The sequence below is a fragment of the Micromonospora sp. NPDC005254 genome (genome assembly GCF_042872525.1).
Classification (GTDB): Bacteria; Actinomycetota; Actinomycetes; order Mycobacteriales; family Micromonosporaceae; genus Micromonospora.
On record NZ_JBIAKM010000013.1, the window covers coordinates 88,873 to 102,639 of the forward strand.

Sequence of the window (13,767 nt, forward strand, 5' to 3'; positions counted from 1 at the left end):
CAGGAGGCCACTGTGGCGACGAAGACGGCGACCGGTGGTCTGAGCCGGATCACCATTGTGGCCCCCCGTACCCGGATTGATCTGGCCCTGCCGTCGGACGTGCCGATGGCGGACCTTCTGCCCACCCTGCTGCGCTACGCCGGGGAGGACCTGGCCGACGACGGGGTGCGGCACGGCGGCTGGGCGCTGTCCCGCCTGGGTGGCGCACCTCTGGAGGGTGGTCGTACCGCCGCGCAGCTCGGTGTCCGCGACGGCGAGGTGTTGTACTTCAAGCCCCGGTCCGCCTCCGCGCCGGAGGTCGTATTCGACGACGTGGTGGACGCGGTCGCCACCGCGACCACCCGGCGGCCGGGCTCCTGGCAGGTCGGGGCGACCCGATCGTTCGCGGTGCTGTTCGCCGCCGCGGCGTTCGGCGGCGGCGCCCTGGCCGCCCTGTTCACCGGCCCTCCCCACCTGCCCGGCACGCTGGCCGCCCTGCTGGTCGCGGTGGCGCTGCTGGTCGGCGCGGCGGTGCTCGCCCGGGCCGCGGGTGACAGCGGGACGGGCTCGGTGCTGGCGATGGTCGGGCTGGTGCACGCGGGCACCGGTGGCCTGCTGCTGCTCGCCGGTGACCGGAAGCTGACCGAGCTGGCCAGTCCGCACGTCCTGCTCGCGGCCACCGCCGTGGTGGTCGCCGGGGCGGTGGCCGTGCTGGCCGTCGGTGACCGGTACCCCCTCTTCTTCGCCGCGATCGGGGTGGGCGCGGGGACGGGTCTGGGCGCGCTGCTCTGCCTGGCCCTCCGCATCGACGCCGCGGCCGGGGCCGCGGTGGTGGCGGCGGTGGCGTTCGGCGTGGTGCCGGCGCTGCCGATGGTGGCCTACCGGCTGGCCCGGCTGCCGGTGCCGTCGATCCCGACCGGCCCGGACGACCTGAAGACCGACAGCGAGTCGGTCGACGGGCGGCAGGTGCTCGAGCGGAGCGACCGGGCCGACCAGTTCCTCACCGGTCTGCTGTGGATGGTCTCGCTGCTGGTGCTCGGCGCGCAGCTCGTGCTGGCCCTGGACGGCCGCCTGCCGGCGGTGCTGCTCTGCCTGGTGCTGGCCCTGCTGTCGTTGCTGCGGGCGCGTCCGCTCCTGGGTCGGGCCCAGCGCGTTCCGGTGCTGCTCGCCGGCACCGTCGGACTGGGCCTGGCCGCCGCGGCGACCTTCGCCGGTGGATCGCTTCCGGTCCGGCTCGGCCTGATCCTCGGTGGCCTGCTGGTGGCTGCCGTGGTCAGCCTGATCTACGGCCTGACCGTCGCCGGCAAGCGCATCTCGCCGGTGTGGGGCCGGTTGCTCGACATCGTCGAGATCATGCTGATCATCGCGCTGGTGCCGCTCGCCGTCTGGGTCTGCGGCCTGTACGGCTGGATCGTCAACCTGCGGCCCTGACCGGGGAGGCTCCAGCGCGCCGTCAGCGGGGTTGCCGACGACCGGCGCCGCCCAGCGCTGACGCGACCGGCGCGCTGGCGTAGACGCCCGGGCCGTGCTGCCCGTCCATCGGCCGGGCGGGCGTGCCGGCGCGGTGCGCGACGTCCCGGACGACCTTGACCAGCGCCTCGACGTGGTTGTCCATGGCCGCGACCCGGAGCAGCGGTGCCGCCATGCGCCCGTCGGGCGACACCGCCGCGGCCACCGTGTGCGAGGGGGCCGACGTGGCGGTGATCGCGTCCACCAGCGGGCCCAGCGGCGCGTCCGGGCGGCCCCGCAGGGTCAGGCAGCGGTGCGTCCAGCCGCCGCCGCGCAGCCCCCGCCAGCTCTCCGTCGGCGGCTCCGGCACCAGGTCCAGCCCGGCGGCCGACACCACGGCGGCGCGCAGCTCGTCGCGACCCAGCGGCCGGTGGGCCAACCCGGCTGCCGTCAGCGCCTTGCCCAACCGGCCGATTCCGGCGGCCAGCGTCCGGTGGACGCCGGGCAGCCCGCCGCCCCGGCTCACCGTCTCGACCCGCGCGTCGTGGACCGTGAGCCGCAGCGCCACCCAGACGGTCCGGTGCGCCGCCGGCGGCGCACCGGGGGCCGGATACCAGACCAGGGTGTGCGCGACCACCTGGGCCCTGGACACCGGGGCCGAGAAGTCGGCGAGCACCCGCAACGCGCGGTCCACGGTCGCCGCGTCCACCGAACCGACCGCGGCGCCGGTGACCGGTTGCAGCGCGACCGCGGCGAACCAGCCCTGCTCGTCCTGCCCGATGCCGAGCCGGGTGCCCCGGTCGGTCAACTCGATGACGCCCAGCTCGGGTGCGAGCGCGGCCAGCCGGGGGTCCACGGCGGTCCCGCCGGCCAGCGCGGCCGCCGCCCGTTCGCGGCGGTGGCGGAGCCGGCGACGCAGCAGCAGGTCGTCGAACCACCAGCGACCGCCACGGCGGGCGAACGCGGCCACCACGACAGCGACCGCCAGGGCGGCGACCGTGGCGAGCAGCCAGCTCGGCCCGGCCGTCGCGGCCCAGACGGCGAGGGCACACACCTCGAGTACGACGAGCTGGCCGACCAGCACCGGACCGATGCGACCCCGACCCGGCCGATCGGCCGCCGGGGTGGCCCGTACCGGGACGTCGGACGGCCTCGCGACCGCATCCGCGGGTGGCGCCTGAACCTGCGTCATCGCTGACTGTCCCTCCTGGACGGTACGACTCTGCGCCGGGTCGGCCCGGCACCGATCCGGCGGCGGCCCCGAGGACCCGCCGTCGGCCCCTTATCGTAGGGAAGCCCGCGACGGCACCCCGAGGACATCGTCGCGGATCCACCCCGCCGGAGGTAAGTCATGCGGACCCGCCGCGATCAGGTGCAGGCGTACCGCTTCGTCACCCGTCGGATCGTCTCCGCGCTCGTGTCGGGCGATCCGGAGACGACCAACCTGCCGATGCGACGGCTCGGCATGGCGGTCTTCGGCAGTGTGATCGCCGCGGCGGTGGTGCTCGGCGGCGTGGGCGCGTACGGCCAGTTGACCGGGAACACCGCGCCACTGGAGGAGAACAGCCTGGTCATCGAGCGGGAGACCGGCGCGACGTACGTGTTCGCCGAGGGACAGCTGCATCCGACGCTCAACTACGCCTCCGCACGGCTGATCCTCAACGAGCCCGACCCCACGGTGCGCACCATGTCGCAGGCGGCGCTGCGCGACCGTCCACGGGGGCACACCGTCGGCATCGTCGGCGCGCCCGACGCGTTGCCGGACCGCAAGTCGTTGACCGGCCTGCCGTGGTCCGTCTGCGACGTGCCCGACGCGGCCGACCCGCGCCACTCCACCACCCGCGTCGTGATCGACCGCGCGCTGCCCGGCGGTGCGCCGCTCGGCGACCGGGCGGTCCTGGTCACCGTCGACGGTCAGCGGCACCTGCTCACCGGCAACTCCCGGCTCGAGGTACGCGGCGGTGACCAGGCGGTCGCGGCGCTGCGGATGACCGGCACGGCACCGCTGCCGGTCGGGCAGCAGCTGCTCAACGCCGTGCCGGCCGGGCCGCCGCTGCGCAAGCCGTCGCTGCCCGGAATGGGCGACCGCAGCGGGCTGAGCGTCGCCGGCCGGCCCGCCACCATCGGTCAGGTCTTCCAGGCGGCGGGGCAGCACTACGTGCTCGCGCGGGAGGGTCTCGTCTCGATCAGTGAGATCACCGCCCTGCTGCTCATCAGTGGCGGCGGTCAGATCACCGACATCACGCCGGACCAGGCCGGTCGGCTGTTGACCGAGCAGCGGGTGGACGCGGACGGAATGCCCCGGACGCTGCCCACCCTGTACCAGGCCCGGGCCGGGCAGACGCTGCTCTGCGCGACGTACCGGGCCGGCAGCGCCGGTGGTCCCCCGACCACCACGCTGGAGGTCTTCGACCGGGCTCCGGCGGAGTTGACGGCGGACGAGCCCGGCTCGGTGCCGGTGCGCCAGACCAACCGGGACGCGGTGCGCACGGCCGAGTCGGTGCTGCTGCCCGGCGGCAAGGGCGTACTGGCCCAGGCCGCGCCCGGCGCCGGCACCAGCGGGTCCGGTGCCGCTGGCGCGACGGTCTACCTGATCAGCCCGCAGGGTGTCCGGTACCCGCTCGGTTCCGCCGAGACGCTGGGGGCGCTCGGCTACGAAGGGGTCACCCCGCTGGCGGTGCCCGGCTCGCTGCTCGCGTTGATCCCGACCGGGCCCACCCTGGACCGGGAGGACGCGCTCGTGCAGTTCGCACCCGGTGACGCGCCGGCGTCCGCGTCCGTGCCGCAGCCCACGTCGTCCACTACGGCCACGAGCGCCCCGGCGAGCGGCGGCACGGGCGGTGGGCTGCCCGGGGCATCGACCGGCGCCGACGGCTGAGCCGTTCGGACGGGTCGCCCCGGGTCGCGGCAGTGGACTAACCTGGGTTCGCTGACGGTTGTCAACCAGAACGACGGGGATGTTTGCCATGACCGGGCGTACGGAAGTGGACCTGCTGTCCCTTGAGGACTTCCACAAGCACCTGGCGTCGCGGCTGAGTCAGGCCGAGTCGGTGCTGCGCAAGCTCAACACCGAGATGCAGTGCAGTCCACCGGCGTTGGGTTCGTTCACCGACGCCACCCAGAATTCGCGCCGCTACAGCGAGGTCCACCAGTCGTACGTGGATCAGGCCGAGCGGCTCCGGCAGGCGGTGCAGGCGGCGCAGCAGGCGACCAGCACCATCCTGGCCAACTACCGCACCGCCGAGGCGCGTAACGCGGCCAACGCCACCGACATCACGGCTGCGCTGACCGGTGTCGACCGGGCGTTGCAGCCGAAGGGGGACGGCAGTGTCTGAGTACACCCAGCGCTACCAGGGCAAGAGCCACCGCGAGCTGTACGACGCGGTGATGGCCGGCAAGCCGGAGCAGATCGAGGGGATCGCCGCCCAGTGGGCCGCCCTCAAGGGCATCCTGGACGGCCTCGGCCGGGAGCTGAGCGGCGACCTGGAGAAGCTCGGCAACACCTGGACCGGCCCGGCGGGTCGGGAGTTCCAGCGCCGGCTGACGCTGATCGTCGATCACTCCGACGCGCTGGGCGAGGGCATGGCCGGCATCAAGCAGAGCCTCACCATGATGGCTAGCCAGCTGCGCGCCGCGCACAAGCAGGCCGAGAGCCCGGAAGAGACCGACGACAACGACCAGGCCATCTCGGGCGCGCTCAAGGGTGCCGCCTTCGGCCTGCCCGGTGCCGTGGTCGGGGGCATCATGGGCCACCAGCAGGACAAGGAAGAGCAGGAGAAGGCCCACCAGCGGATGGTGAACGTGGTTGCCGAGCTGGCCGCCGGCTACGACCTCTCCGCCTACGACCGGGTGGTCGACCCGCCCCACCCCCACCCGGAGACGCCGAAGACGACCAATCAGGACCGGCCGACGCCGCGCAGCGGCCCGGCCACCACGACGCCGTCGGCCGCTCCGACCGCCACCGGCCTGACCGCGCACACCGGCGGCGCGACAGTCGCGACGCCCGACGGGGTGGCACCTCCGCCGGCCGGCGGGGGCGGTTCCGTCCCCGGCCAGGACGGTGGCACCTCGGTCGTCGCCATCGGGCCGGAGGGCACCGGTAGCGACCCCGAGGGCAGCACCACCTCCCTCGCCAGCGCGGACCCGCTGCTCGGCGGGGCTCTGCTCACCGGCGGGGCGGCCGGGCTGGCCGGGCCGACCACCACCGTGGCTGCCAGCGCCTCGGGCGGGCCGAGCCTGCTCTTCGGGGCACCGGGCGGGGCGCCGGCCGGTGGGGTGCTGCGCACCTCCGCGCTCGCCGGGTCGAGCAGCACGCCCACCACGGCGGCCCGGCCGACCGGCGGCGCTGCCGCCGCCGAGAGCCGGTCCGCCAGTGGCGTCGGGCGGAGCATCGACGGCCGCCGCGGTGAGTCCGGTCGGTCGGCCGCGGGTGGGCGCCAGGGTCTGACGGGCAACGGCCGGGGCGCCAACCGCCCGGGGGTGCTCGGCGGGCACGGTCGCCCCGAGGACGACGAGTCCGACGAGCGGCTGACCTGGCTGACCGAGGACGAGATGGTGTGGCAGGACGGCGGGGACGCCGCGCCGCCGGTGCTCGGCACCTCCGGCTGACCCGCCGACGGCACCCGGCGCCGCACGAGATACCCGAGTGACCCCTGCCGCCTGCTGCGGCGGGGGTCACCGTGGTTCGGCCCTCGGCCCTCGGCCCTCGGCCCTCGGCCACCGGCCACCGGGGCCCGGGCCCCGGCCCTCGGCCCTCGGCCCTCACACCCGGATACGGTGCGGCCGCGGGTCAGCACCGTCCACAGTGGTGACGGTGGTGGCGGTCACTCCCATTCGCCCGCTGTCGTGCTGCGCCATGCCGGGTCGGGCGATAGGTTGGTCGGGTGTCGTCCGCAGCCCTGGTCCGCCCAGCCCGGTGGGCCGTGCTGTGGTCACTGCGGGAGCTGACCCGGCTGGCGGTCACCGCGCTGGTGCTCGCGGTCGGCCTCGGCGGCGCGCTCGCCGCCACCCCGCCGTCCGCTCAGGCGCAGCTGCGGCCCAGCGCCGTGAGCAGCCGGGTGGACGCCGTTCAGCCGGAGGCCGTCGCGGCCACCGAGCGGACGAGCCAGCCGGCCGCGCCCCGGCCGAGCAGCGACGCCATCGTCGCCGCGCCGACCGGCCCGGTCCTCGCGGGCGCGGAGCACACGTCGGCCGTTGAGCCCGGCCGCGGTACCCCGCCCCGACGCGGCCCTCCCACCAGCTGATCTCAGGCCGTCAGGCCACCCGACGCTCCCCGTGACTTGGCTCCGGGTCGTGCGTCCGGGTGCCCGGGTCGCCGCCACCGGCGCTACCCGCAGCCAGACCCGATCCGGCTCGCGAGATCCCGCCCAGCGGGGATCGGCCCGAGCCTCGGGCGGCCATCCGCAGCTCACCCCGACCACTCGGAGCCCGGCGCGTCGACACCAGTCGAGCGACCGGCCCGGTGCCGTCAGGACCCATCCGTCGATACCGTCGTTCGACCGCGAGGTGCTGATCATGCAGACCGTCCTCTCCGCCGTCCTGCCCGACGTGCCCCGGGCCGCCGCCATCTGGCTGAGCCTGCTCGGGGTGGTGGTGGTCGCCGTCGCCGCGCTCCTGCTGCGACCCGGCCGGCTCCGCCTCGACCCGGCCGCCCGGATCCGCAACGCCGCCATGCCCAGCCAGCTCGAACAGGCGCTCCAGGAGCGGGAGCAGAGCCGCTACGCGCAGGAGGTCGCGGTGGCCGCCGAGCGCGCCACCACCACCGCCCAGCGTCGACGGGCGGAGTGGGTGGCCGCGCAGGAGACCGTCGAAGCCGCCTGGCAGGCGCTGGAGGCGGCCGAGGCCGGCGTACGACGGCTCGGCGCAGCGGCCGCGATGCCGCTGCCGCAGACCGCCCGGACCCCCGCCGAGTACGCCGACCGCGAGCGCTACCTGCACCGGGCCGCGCTGGACGCGTACTGGCGGCGGGAGCTGTCGGTGGAGCAGCTCAGCGACGTCTTCGCGCACCGCGACGGCTGGGACCCGCGGCTGCACCCCGTCGATCAGGAACTCGTGCTGCAGCGGGCGATCCGCGACAATCTGGCCGCCCGGCACGTCGCGGCCCAGGAGCGGGAGCAGGCGGCCTGGCGGGCCGCGGAGCTGGCCGTGGCGGCGGCTCGTAGCCTTCGCGAGGAGGCCCACGCGGCGACCGGGCGGCGGGTGGCGGAGTCGGCGTCGGTGCTGCCGCTCAGCGAGGTCCTCCGGCCGCCGACCGAGCAGACCCGGGAGAACGCGGTGGTCGCCCGCGGTCGGGCGGCGGTCCCGGCGTTCTGACCCGGTGGCCCGGCGGTTCCGGTTTCGCGACCCGGCGAACCGGGCCGGGCCGGCGCTGGTGGGTTAGCGTGACGGCATGTCCCGACAGGCGTGGGTCCTCGTGGTGATCGCCGGCATCCTGGCGATCGCCACACTGGTCGGCGCGGTGGTGCTGGCGGTACGGGTGGTGCGCACGAGGCGGCTGCTGACCGGGCTCGGCGCGGGCGGCAAGATCGCCTTCTACGGGGCGCTGATCTACACGATCTTTCCGGTGGACATCCTCCCGGACCCGATCTACCTGGACGACATGGGTGTTCTGGCCGGCGCGCTGATCTATCTCACGCGGCTCGTGCACAAGCGCCGGGCTGCCGGCCTTCGCCTGCCCGGGCAGCCGGACGCGCCGCCGGATCCGGACCGCGCCCGCTCCGTACGATGATCGAGGTTGGCGCACAGGACGGGGGACGGACGTGGCGGGCGATCATCGGCTGGACATCCGCGACGACCGGGTGGCCGCCTTCTGCGCGGAACGGCACCTGGCGACACTGACCACCCTGCGCGCCGACGGCACCCCGCACGTGGTGCCCGTCGGGGTCACTCTCGATCCGGCGGCCGGGCTGGCCCGGGTGATCACCTCGGGTACGTCCCGCAAGGCTCGCCAGGTGGCCGCCGCCGGCGCCGACGGCACTCCGGTGGCGGTCTGCCATGTGGACGGCCGCCGCTGGTTGACGATCGAGGGCCGGGCGGTGCTCCGGTCGGACCGAGCCGCCGTCGCGGAGGCGGAGCGCCGCTACGCCGAGCGGTATCGGACCCCGCGCCCGAATCCGGAGCGCGTGGTCATCCAGATCACTGTGACCGGGTTGCTCGGGAGCCTCTGAGCCGCACTGGCGTTCTGTCCGCTTCATGCCACCATGCCTGCTTCGGGCCCTCCCACGGCCGCACGCGGTCTCCCGGAATCTCGCACCGGCGACAGCCGTTGCACCTGGTCACGACGCCCCCGGCGGCAGCCGGCGACGGAATGTCGGCCGAAGCAGGGCCGTTACGTCCCCGGTACGCACGGCCGAGACCGCCACGGAGGCGGCTACCCCCGAACGGAGACTCGACCATGAACCCGATCGTGCAGAAGAGCGGCCTGTCCGTCGTCGGCCTGCTGGTCGCCGGCGGTTGCGCCCTCGGCCCTGCGGTCGCCGCGCAGGCAGCGCCCGCGCAGGGCGCCCCGCCCTCGTCGAGCCAGACCAACCGGAGCGCGGAGCGCATTCTCGACGTCGACTACCAGGCCCAGCCGAACTTCTTCTACTGCGGCCCGGCCGCGACCCGGATCGCGCTCTCCGCGCAGGGCAAGGCGCTGTCCCAGGACGAGGTGGCCAAGCGGCTCGGCACCACCGAGGCGGGCACACCGTCGGCCCTGGACACCACCCGCGTGCTCAACGAGCTGACCGGCGGTCGCTACCGGACCACCGAGATCCGTGACTCGGTGGCCCGCCCCGACCAGGTCGAGCAGCTGCGCCGGGACGTCCTGGCCGCGATCGACGCCGGCAGACCGGTGGTGGCCAACATCAAGGGCACGACCGTGGACACCGACGGCAACCCGCACTCGTACGAGGGCGGCCACTACCTGACGCTCGTCGGCTACCGCGACGGCGGGGACAGCATCCGCGTCGCCGACCCGGCCGACCCGGCGCTCGGCGAGTACTGGATGAGCCTGCCGAAGGTCGCCAACTGGATCGCCGAGCGCGGCTACTCCTCCTGACCCTGACGGTTCACCGGGCCGGTCTCTTCCTCGCGGAGAGGCCGGCCCTGTCGTCGCGTCTGCGGGAGGCGTGGTGCGCTCGCCGACGCGCCCGGGTGGCCCGAGTCGGCCGGGCGCGGTGCAGATGGTGTCGGGTCGGCGGGGAGATGGCCGCCTCGCCGGCACCGGCCGCCTTGCGCACGATCCGGTTGGCGTCGTCGGGCTCGCACCCCGCCGCCCGGAGCAGGTCGCTGGCCGCGGTGCGCAGGCCGGTGACGAGGGCGTCGCCGAACGACCTGACCCCGGTCGCGGCTGCCCGTCCGGCCAGCTCGGCACACTCCTCGACCAGCTTCCGGGTGCACCGCGGGGTCTCGCCGACCCGGCACTCCGTCCGCATCTCCGCCACCGCCTGTCCCAGCCGGGCGATCGCGTCCGGCAGCTCCGCCGGAATCGGCTCGTCGTACTGCAGGGCGGTCGTCGACCAGCGGGCCAGCGCGTGGCTGTCCAGCAGCAGCCGCTCCAGGTGCGACGCGCTGCGGGCGTACCGGTGGAACTGTTGACGGCGGTGCCAGCGTGCCGGCGCGATGGTGACCACCTCCTCCGCCCCACTCAGCGAGTCGTTCAGGCGCCCCACGTCGCCCTCGGTGCCGCGAAGCCGCTCCAGAACACCCTGCGTTCGGTCGACGTCGCGCTGCCGTACCGCCTCCGCCAGCTCGGCGAGTTGCTCGCGCAGGACCGCGAAGATCGGCGTGGCGGCGCGGTCGAGCACCCGTATCGGGTTGATGGGCAGGAGCAGCGCGACCACCAGGAGGCCGACCGCGCCGCCGACGAGCGCGTCGAAGATCCGGGGCAGCTCCAGGCCACGTTGCATCGGGGCCAGCGTGGCGATCAGTACGGCGGTACCGCCAGCCTGGCCGACCAACGGCCCGCCCTTACCGGCCACCAGGAGGGCGCTGGCGACGGCTAGGGCGACGACCACGCCGGTCTGCCACGGCCCGGAGCCGACGATGAAGCGCAGCGCGTCACCGATGACGATGCCCAGGCCGACGCCGAACAGCAGCTCGAAGGTTCGTCGGGCCCGCTGGCCGATGGCGGTGGCGATCGTACCGACGGCGGCAGCCGGGGCGAAGACGTGCGCTCCGGGGCCGAGGAAGTGCTGGGCGATCAGGGCGGCGAGCGCGGCGGCCAGCCCAGCCTGGATCGAGATGACCAGGGTGACCTCCCACTGCCGGGCCCGGATCCGGCTGGCCTGCCCGCTGCGGTGTCGCACCCGCTCGACCGCCTGGCCGCTCCGCTCGGCGGCCTCGCCGAGCGGTGACCGGTCCCGGTCGGCTGGTGGGCGGTCGTCGGCCATGGCGGCGGTTACCCGGGGGACGTCCGGCCAATCGTGCCCCTCCGCCCCACCGGCACCAGCCGCACCAGCCGTACGTCAGCCACCGCCGTCCCGGCTGACCTGGTCGATCAGGCCGGCGAGCAGGGCGGTACGGGGTACGACGGAGTCCAGGTCCAGCCACTCCGACGGGCTGTGGTCCGCGCCGCCGACCGGGCCGAGTCCGTCCAGTACCGCCGCGCCCGCCTCGGCCAGCAGGTTCGCGTCGGCGCACCCGCCGGTCGCGGTGTGGGACACCGGTACGCCCAGCCCCGCCCCCACCTTCGCGGCCAGTTCGGTGAGTCGACGATCGACAGGGCTCGGCTCCCAGGGTGGGGTGGGCGCGTGGACGGCCACCTCGGCCCGGACTCCGGAGACGGTCGGCACGGCCACCAGCCGGCGGATCTCGGCCAGCGCCGCCTCGTACTCGCCGGTGCGCCAGGCGCGCAGGTCGACGAGCATCCGGGCCTGATCGGCGACCACGTTCGGCCGGTTCCCGGCGTGCAGGTGCCCGACGTTCACCGTCACACCCGGCCAGCGGCCGTTGAGCGCGTCCAGCGCGACGGTCAACCGGGCCGCGGCGAGCAGGGCGTTGGCGCCGCGTTCCGGTTCGATACCGGCGTGCGCCGCGCGACCCCGCAGGGTGACCTCCAGGTCCGCCACGCCCTTGCGGGCGGAGACCAGGTCGCCGTTGTCGCGGGCGCACTCGAGGCAGAGCGCGACGTCGACCTCCGACCCGAGGCGGCGCAGCAGGGCCCGGCTGCCGGGCGAGCCGATCTCCTCGTCGGGGGTGCAGACCAGGATCAGCTCCCCGTACTCGGCCAGCCCCAACCGGGCCAGCACCTCCATCGCGGCCAGGCCGGCGAGCACACCGCCCTTGTCGTCGCACACCCCGGGGCCGTACGCCCGCCCGTCCTGAACCCGGAACGGACGGGCGGCTGCCGTGCCCGGCGGGAACACCGTGTCCAGGTGGCCGGCGAGCAGGATGCGGCGGGTGCCGCGTCCGCGCCGGCGGGCGATCAGCACGTCGCCCAGCGGCGTGCCGGCCGGGTCGGCGACAGGCTCCCGCTCCACCGCCAGGCCGGCGGCCAGGCACCAGGTCTGCACGAGATCGGCCGCCGCGCGCAGTCCGTCGAGCTGTCCGGAACCGGAGTCGATGCCGACCAGCTCGGCCAACCGCTCGTGGTACGCGGTAAGCCGGTCGCCGGCGGCGGTGAGCAGCGGATCCATCACAGCACCTTGTCGAGAAAGGCGCGGGTGCGCTCGTGCCGGGGGTTGCCGAGCACGTCCGCCGGTGGGCCAGCCTCGACGACCACCCCGCCGTCCAGGAAGGCCACCGAGTCGGCCACCTCGCGGGCGAAGCCCATCTCGTGGGTCACCACGATCATCGTCATCCCTTCGGCGGCGAGGCCCTTCATCACGTCCAACACGTCACCCACCAGCTCCGGGTCGAGCGCCGAGGTGGGCTCGTCGAAGAGCATCAACTTCGGGTGCATGGCCAGCGCGCGGGCGATCGCCACCCGCTGCTGCTGCCCGCCGGACAGTTGCCCGGGGTAGGCGTTCGCCTTCTCCGCCAGCCCTACCCGTTCGAGCAGCCGCAGCGCTTCGTCGCGGGCCGCCTCCCGGGCGGTGCCGAGCACCCGGACCGGCGCCTCGATCACGTTGCCCAGGGCGGTCAGGTGTGGGAAGAGGTTGAACCGCTGGAACACCATGCCGATGTCCCGGCGACGTCGGGCCACCTCGCGGGCCTTCAACTCGTAGAGCTTGTCGCCGCTGCGCCGGTAGCCGACCAGCTCGCCGTCGACCCAGAGCTGGCCGCCGTCGATCCGTTCCAGGTGGTTGATGCAGCGCAGGAACGTCGACTTGCCCGAGCCGGAGGGGCCGAGCAGGCAGGCCACCTCGCCGGGCGCCACAGCGAGGTCGATGCCCCTGAGCACCTCGATGGGGCCGTACCGTTTGGTGACCGACTCGGCCCGGACCATGGGGACCCGTTCGGCGACGGTCATCGCACTCCTCCTCGACTGAACCCGCGCCCGAATCGCCGTTCGACCGCCCACTGCCCGGCGGAGAGCAGACTCACCAGCGCCAGGTACCAGATCGCGGCGACGACCAGCAGCGGGATCACCTTGTAGTTGCCCTGGTAGACGGTCTGCACGGCGGTCATCAGGTCCCGCCCGGCGATGATCGAGACCAGGGCGGTGGACTTGAGCATGGTGATCGTCTCGTTGCCCATCGGCGGGATGATCACCCGCATCGCCTGGGGCAGCACCACCCGGCGCAGGGTGAGCGCCGGGCTCATGCCGAGCGCCGCGGCGGCCTCGGTCTGGCCGCCGTCGACGGCGAGGATGCCGCCCCGGATGACCTCGGCGGCGTACGCCATCTCGTTGAGCGACAGGGCCAGGACGGCGGCGACCGTGCCGGTGACCACCACGCTGGTGGGCTGGTCGAACAGGACGGTGCCGGTGAACGGCAGGCTCAGCGTCAGCCGGGGAAAGAGCGCGCCGAGGAAGCCGAAGAAAATGATCTGCACGAGCAGCGGCGTGCCCCGGAAGACCCAGATGAAGCCCCAGGAGACCGCCCTCAGCACGGGGTTGGGCGACAGCCGCATGACCGCCAGCAGGACGCCGCCGACGGTGCCGAGCACCATCGCCAGCAGGGTCAGCCAGAGCGTGGTGACCACGCCGTCGAGGATGTAGTCCTTGAACAGGTACTCGCCGATGGTGGCGGGTTCGAGGTTGGGGCTGTCCAGCAGCGCCCGGAGGAACAGGGCCGCCAGTCCGACCACGAGCAGCGCGGTCAGCCACCGACCGTAGTGCCGCACGGGGACCACCCGTACGGTCTCGGTGTCGTTCATGTGCAGTGCCTCCTGCGGAAAGCGGTGCGGCGGTCGCCGGGCGCCTTTCGGACCCGCCCTCACGGTGTGGAAAGGGCGCCCGGCGACCGCGGTTCAGGG

Annotated in this window: 14 protein-coding genes; 9 read left to right on the forward strand and 5 right to left on the reverse strand. The window is 74.5% G+C overall.

The window, feature by feature from the left end; all coding sequences use genetic code 11:
- The first annotated feature begins 12 nt into the window (after positions 1–12).
- Positions 13–1,410 carry a type VII secretion integral membrane protein EccD gene (eccD, locus tag ACFYPR_RS30650; protein WP_363940523.1) on the forward strand — a complete coding sequence of 466 codons (1,398 nt, stop codon included), beginning with the start codon at positions 13–15 and terminating at the stop codon, positions 1,408–1,410.
- A 22-nt stretch (positions 1,411–1,432) separates the two neighbouring features.
- Here the strand turns inward: eccD and ACFYPR_RS30655 are convergent, their stop codons facing one another.
- Positions 1,433–2,620, reverse strand: a complete 1,188-nt coding sequence (locus ACFYPR_RS30655; protein WP_387264024.1) for a type VII secretion protein EccE — start codon at positions 2,618–2,620, stop codon at positions 1,433–1,435.
- A 159-nt stretch (positions 2,621–2,779) separates the two neighbouring features.
- Between ACFYPR_RS30655 and eccB the strand changes: the two genes are divergently transcribed.
- The 8 genes from eccB (at position 2,780) to ACFYPR_RS30695 (ending at position 9,466) form a co-directional block, all read left to right on the forward strand.
- Complete coding sequence (gene eccB, locus ACFYPR_RS30660; protein ID WP_354861917.1) at positions 2,780–4,306, forward strand: type VII secretion protein EccB; 1,527 nt, start codon at positions 2,780–2,782, stop codon at positions 4,304–4,306.
- Positions 4,307–4,394: 88 nt separating this feature from the next.
- Positions 4,395–4,763, forward strand: coding sequence for a hypothetical protein (locus ACFYPR_RS30665; RefSeq protein ID WP_007454914.1), 369 nt, complete (start codon positions 4,395–4,397; stop codon positions 4,761–4,763).
- Positions 4,756–6,036 (forward strand): hypothetical protein, encoded by a 1,281-nt coding sequence (locus ACFYPR_RS30670; RefSeq protein WP_363937493.1) that lies wholly within the window; start codon positions 4,756–4,758, stop codon positions 6,034–6,036. Before ACFYPR_RS30665 ends, ACFYPR_RS30670 begins: the two co-directional genes overlap by 8 nt.
- 275 nt (positions 6,037–6,311) lie before the next feature.
- Complete coding sequence (locus tag ACFYPR_RS30675) at positions 6,312–6,671, forward strand: hypothetical protein (protein WP_354861914.1); 360 nt, start codon at positions 6,312–6,314, stop codon at positions 6,669–6,671.
- Between the two features lie 271 nt (positions 6,672–6,942).
- The gene (locus ACFYPR_RS30680; RefSeq protein ID WP_354861912.1) at positions 6,943–7,740 is read left to right on the forward strand and encodes a hypothetical protein; all 798 of its coding nucleotides are present in this window, start codon (positions 6,943–6,945) and stop codon (positions 7,738–7,740) included.
- Between the two features lie 76 nt (positions 7,741–7,816).
- Complete coding sequence (locus ACFYPR_RS30685; protein ID WP_354861910.1) at positions 7,817–8,155, forward strand: YkvA family protein; 339 nt, start codon at positions 7,817–7,819, stop codon at positions 8,153–8,155.
- A 31-nt stretch (positions 8,156–8,186) separates the two neighbouring features.
- Positions 8,187–8,594: a pyridoxamine 5'-phosphate oxidase family protein gene (locus ACFYPR_RS30690; RefSeq protein ID WP_387264028.1), complete on the forward strand. Its 408-nt coding sequence runs from the start codon at positions 8,187–8,189 to the stop codon at positions 8,592–8,594.
- A gap of 227 nt (positions 8,595–8,821) precedes the next feature.
- Entirely contained in the window at positions 8,822–9,466 is a 645-nt protein-coding gene (locus ACFYPR_RS30695) for a C39 family peptidase (protein ID WP_354861907.1), read from the forward strand.
- Positions 9,467–9,476: 10 nt separating this feature from the next.
- On the opposite strand, the gene ACFYPR_RS30700 is transcribed toward ACFYPR_RS30695, so the two are convergent.
- The 4 genes from ACFYPR_RS30700 to ACFYPR_RS30715 all read right to left on the reverse strand — a co-directional run bounded on the left by ACFYPR_RS30700 (position 9,477) and on the right by ACFYPR_RS30715 (position 13,668).
- Positions 9,477–10,799, reverse strand: coding sequence for an FUSC family protein (locus ACFYPR_RS30700; RefSeq protein WP_355134455.1), 1,323 nt, complete (start codon positions 10,797–10,799; stop codon positions 9,477–9,479).
- 75 nt (positions 10,800–10,874) lie between these two features.
- Positions 10,875–12,044, reverse strand: coding sequence for a M20 family metallopeptidase (locus ACFYPR_RS30705; protein ID WP_355066662.1), 1,170 nt, complete (start codon positions 12,042–12,044; stop codon positions 10,875–10,877).
- Positions 12,044–12,820, reverse strand: a complete 777-nt coding sequence (locus ACFYPR_RS30710) for an amino acid ABC transporter ATP-binding protein (protein WP_355066663.1) — start codon at positions 12,818–12,820, stop codon at positions 12,044–12,046. Before ACFYPR_RS30710 ends, ACFYPR_RS30705 begins: the two co-directional genes overlap by 1 nt.
- Positions 12,817–13,668, reverse strand: a complete 852-nt coding sequence (locus ACFYPR_RS30715) for an amino acid ABC transporter permease (RefSeq protein ID WP_387264032.1) — start codon at positions 13,666–13,668, stop codon at positions 12,817–12,819. The genes ACFYPR_RS30710 and ACFYPR_RS30715 overlap by 4 nt, the downstream gene beginning before the upstream one ends.
- Positions 13,669–13,767 lie beyond the last annotated feature (99 nt).

What these genes read in the sequence shown, in the direction of transcription:
- ACFYPR_RS30655 (WP_387264024.1), bottom strand. Translation starts at nt 2,620, where the DNA reads ATGACGCAGGTTCAGGCGCCACCCGCGGATGCGGTCGCGAGGCCGTCC.
- eccB (WP_354861917.1), top strand. Translation starts at nt 2,780, where the DNA reads ATGCGGACCCGCCGCGATCAGGTGCAGGCGTACCGCTTCGTCACCCGT.
- ACFYPR_RS30665 (WP_007454914.1), top strand. Translation starts at nt 4,395, where the DNA reads ATGACCGGGCGTACGGAAGTGGACCTGCTGTCCCTTGAGGACTTCCAC.
- ACFYPR_RS30680 (WP_354861912.1), top strand. Translation starts at nt 6,943, where the DNA reads ATGCAGACCGTCCTCTCCGCCGTCCTGCCCGACGTGCCCCGGGCCGCC.
- ACFYPR_RS30685 (WP_354861910.1), top strand. Translation starts at nt 7,817, where the DNA reads ATGTCCCGACAGGCGTGGGTCCTCGTGGTGATCGCCGGCATCCTGGCG.
- ACFYPR_RS30695 (WP_354861907.1), top strand. Translation starts at nt 8,822, where the DNA reads ATGAACCCGATCGTGCAGAAGAGCGGCCTGTCCGTCGTCGGCCTGCTG.
- ACFYPR_RS30700 (WP_355134455.1), bottom strand. Translation starts at nt 10,799, where the DNA reads ATGGCCGACGACCGCCCACCAGCCGACCGGGACCGGTCACCGCTCGGC.
- ACFYPR_RS30705 (WP_355066662.1), bottom strand. Translation starts at nt 12,044, where the DNA reads ATGGATCCGCTGCTCACCGCCGCCGGCGACCGGCTTACCGCGTACCAC.
- ACFYPR_RS30710 (WP_355066663.1), bottom strand. Translation starts at nt 12,820, where the DNA reads ATGACCGTCGCCGAACGGGTCCCCATGGTCCGGGCCGAGTCGGTCACC.
- ACFYPR_RS30715 (WP_387264032.1), bottom strand. Translation starts at nt 13,668, where the DNA reads ATGAACGACACCGAGACCGTACGGGTGGTCCCCGTGCGGCACTACGGT.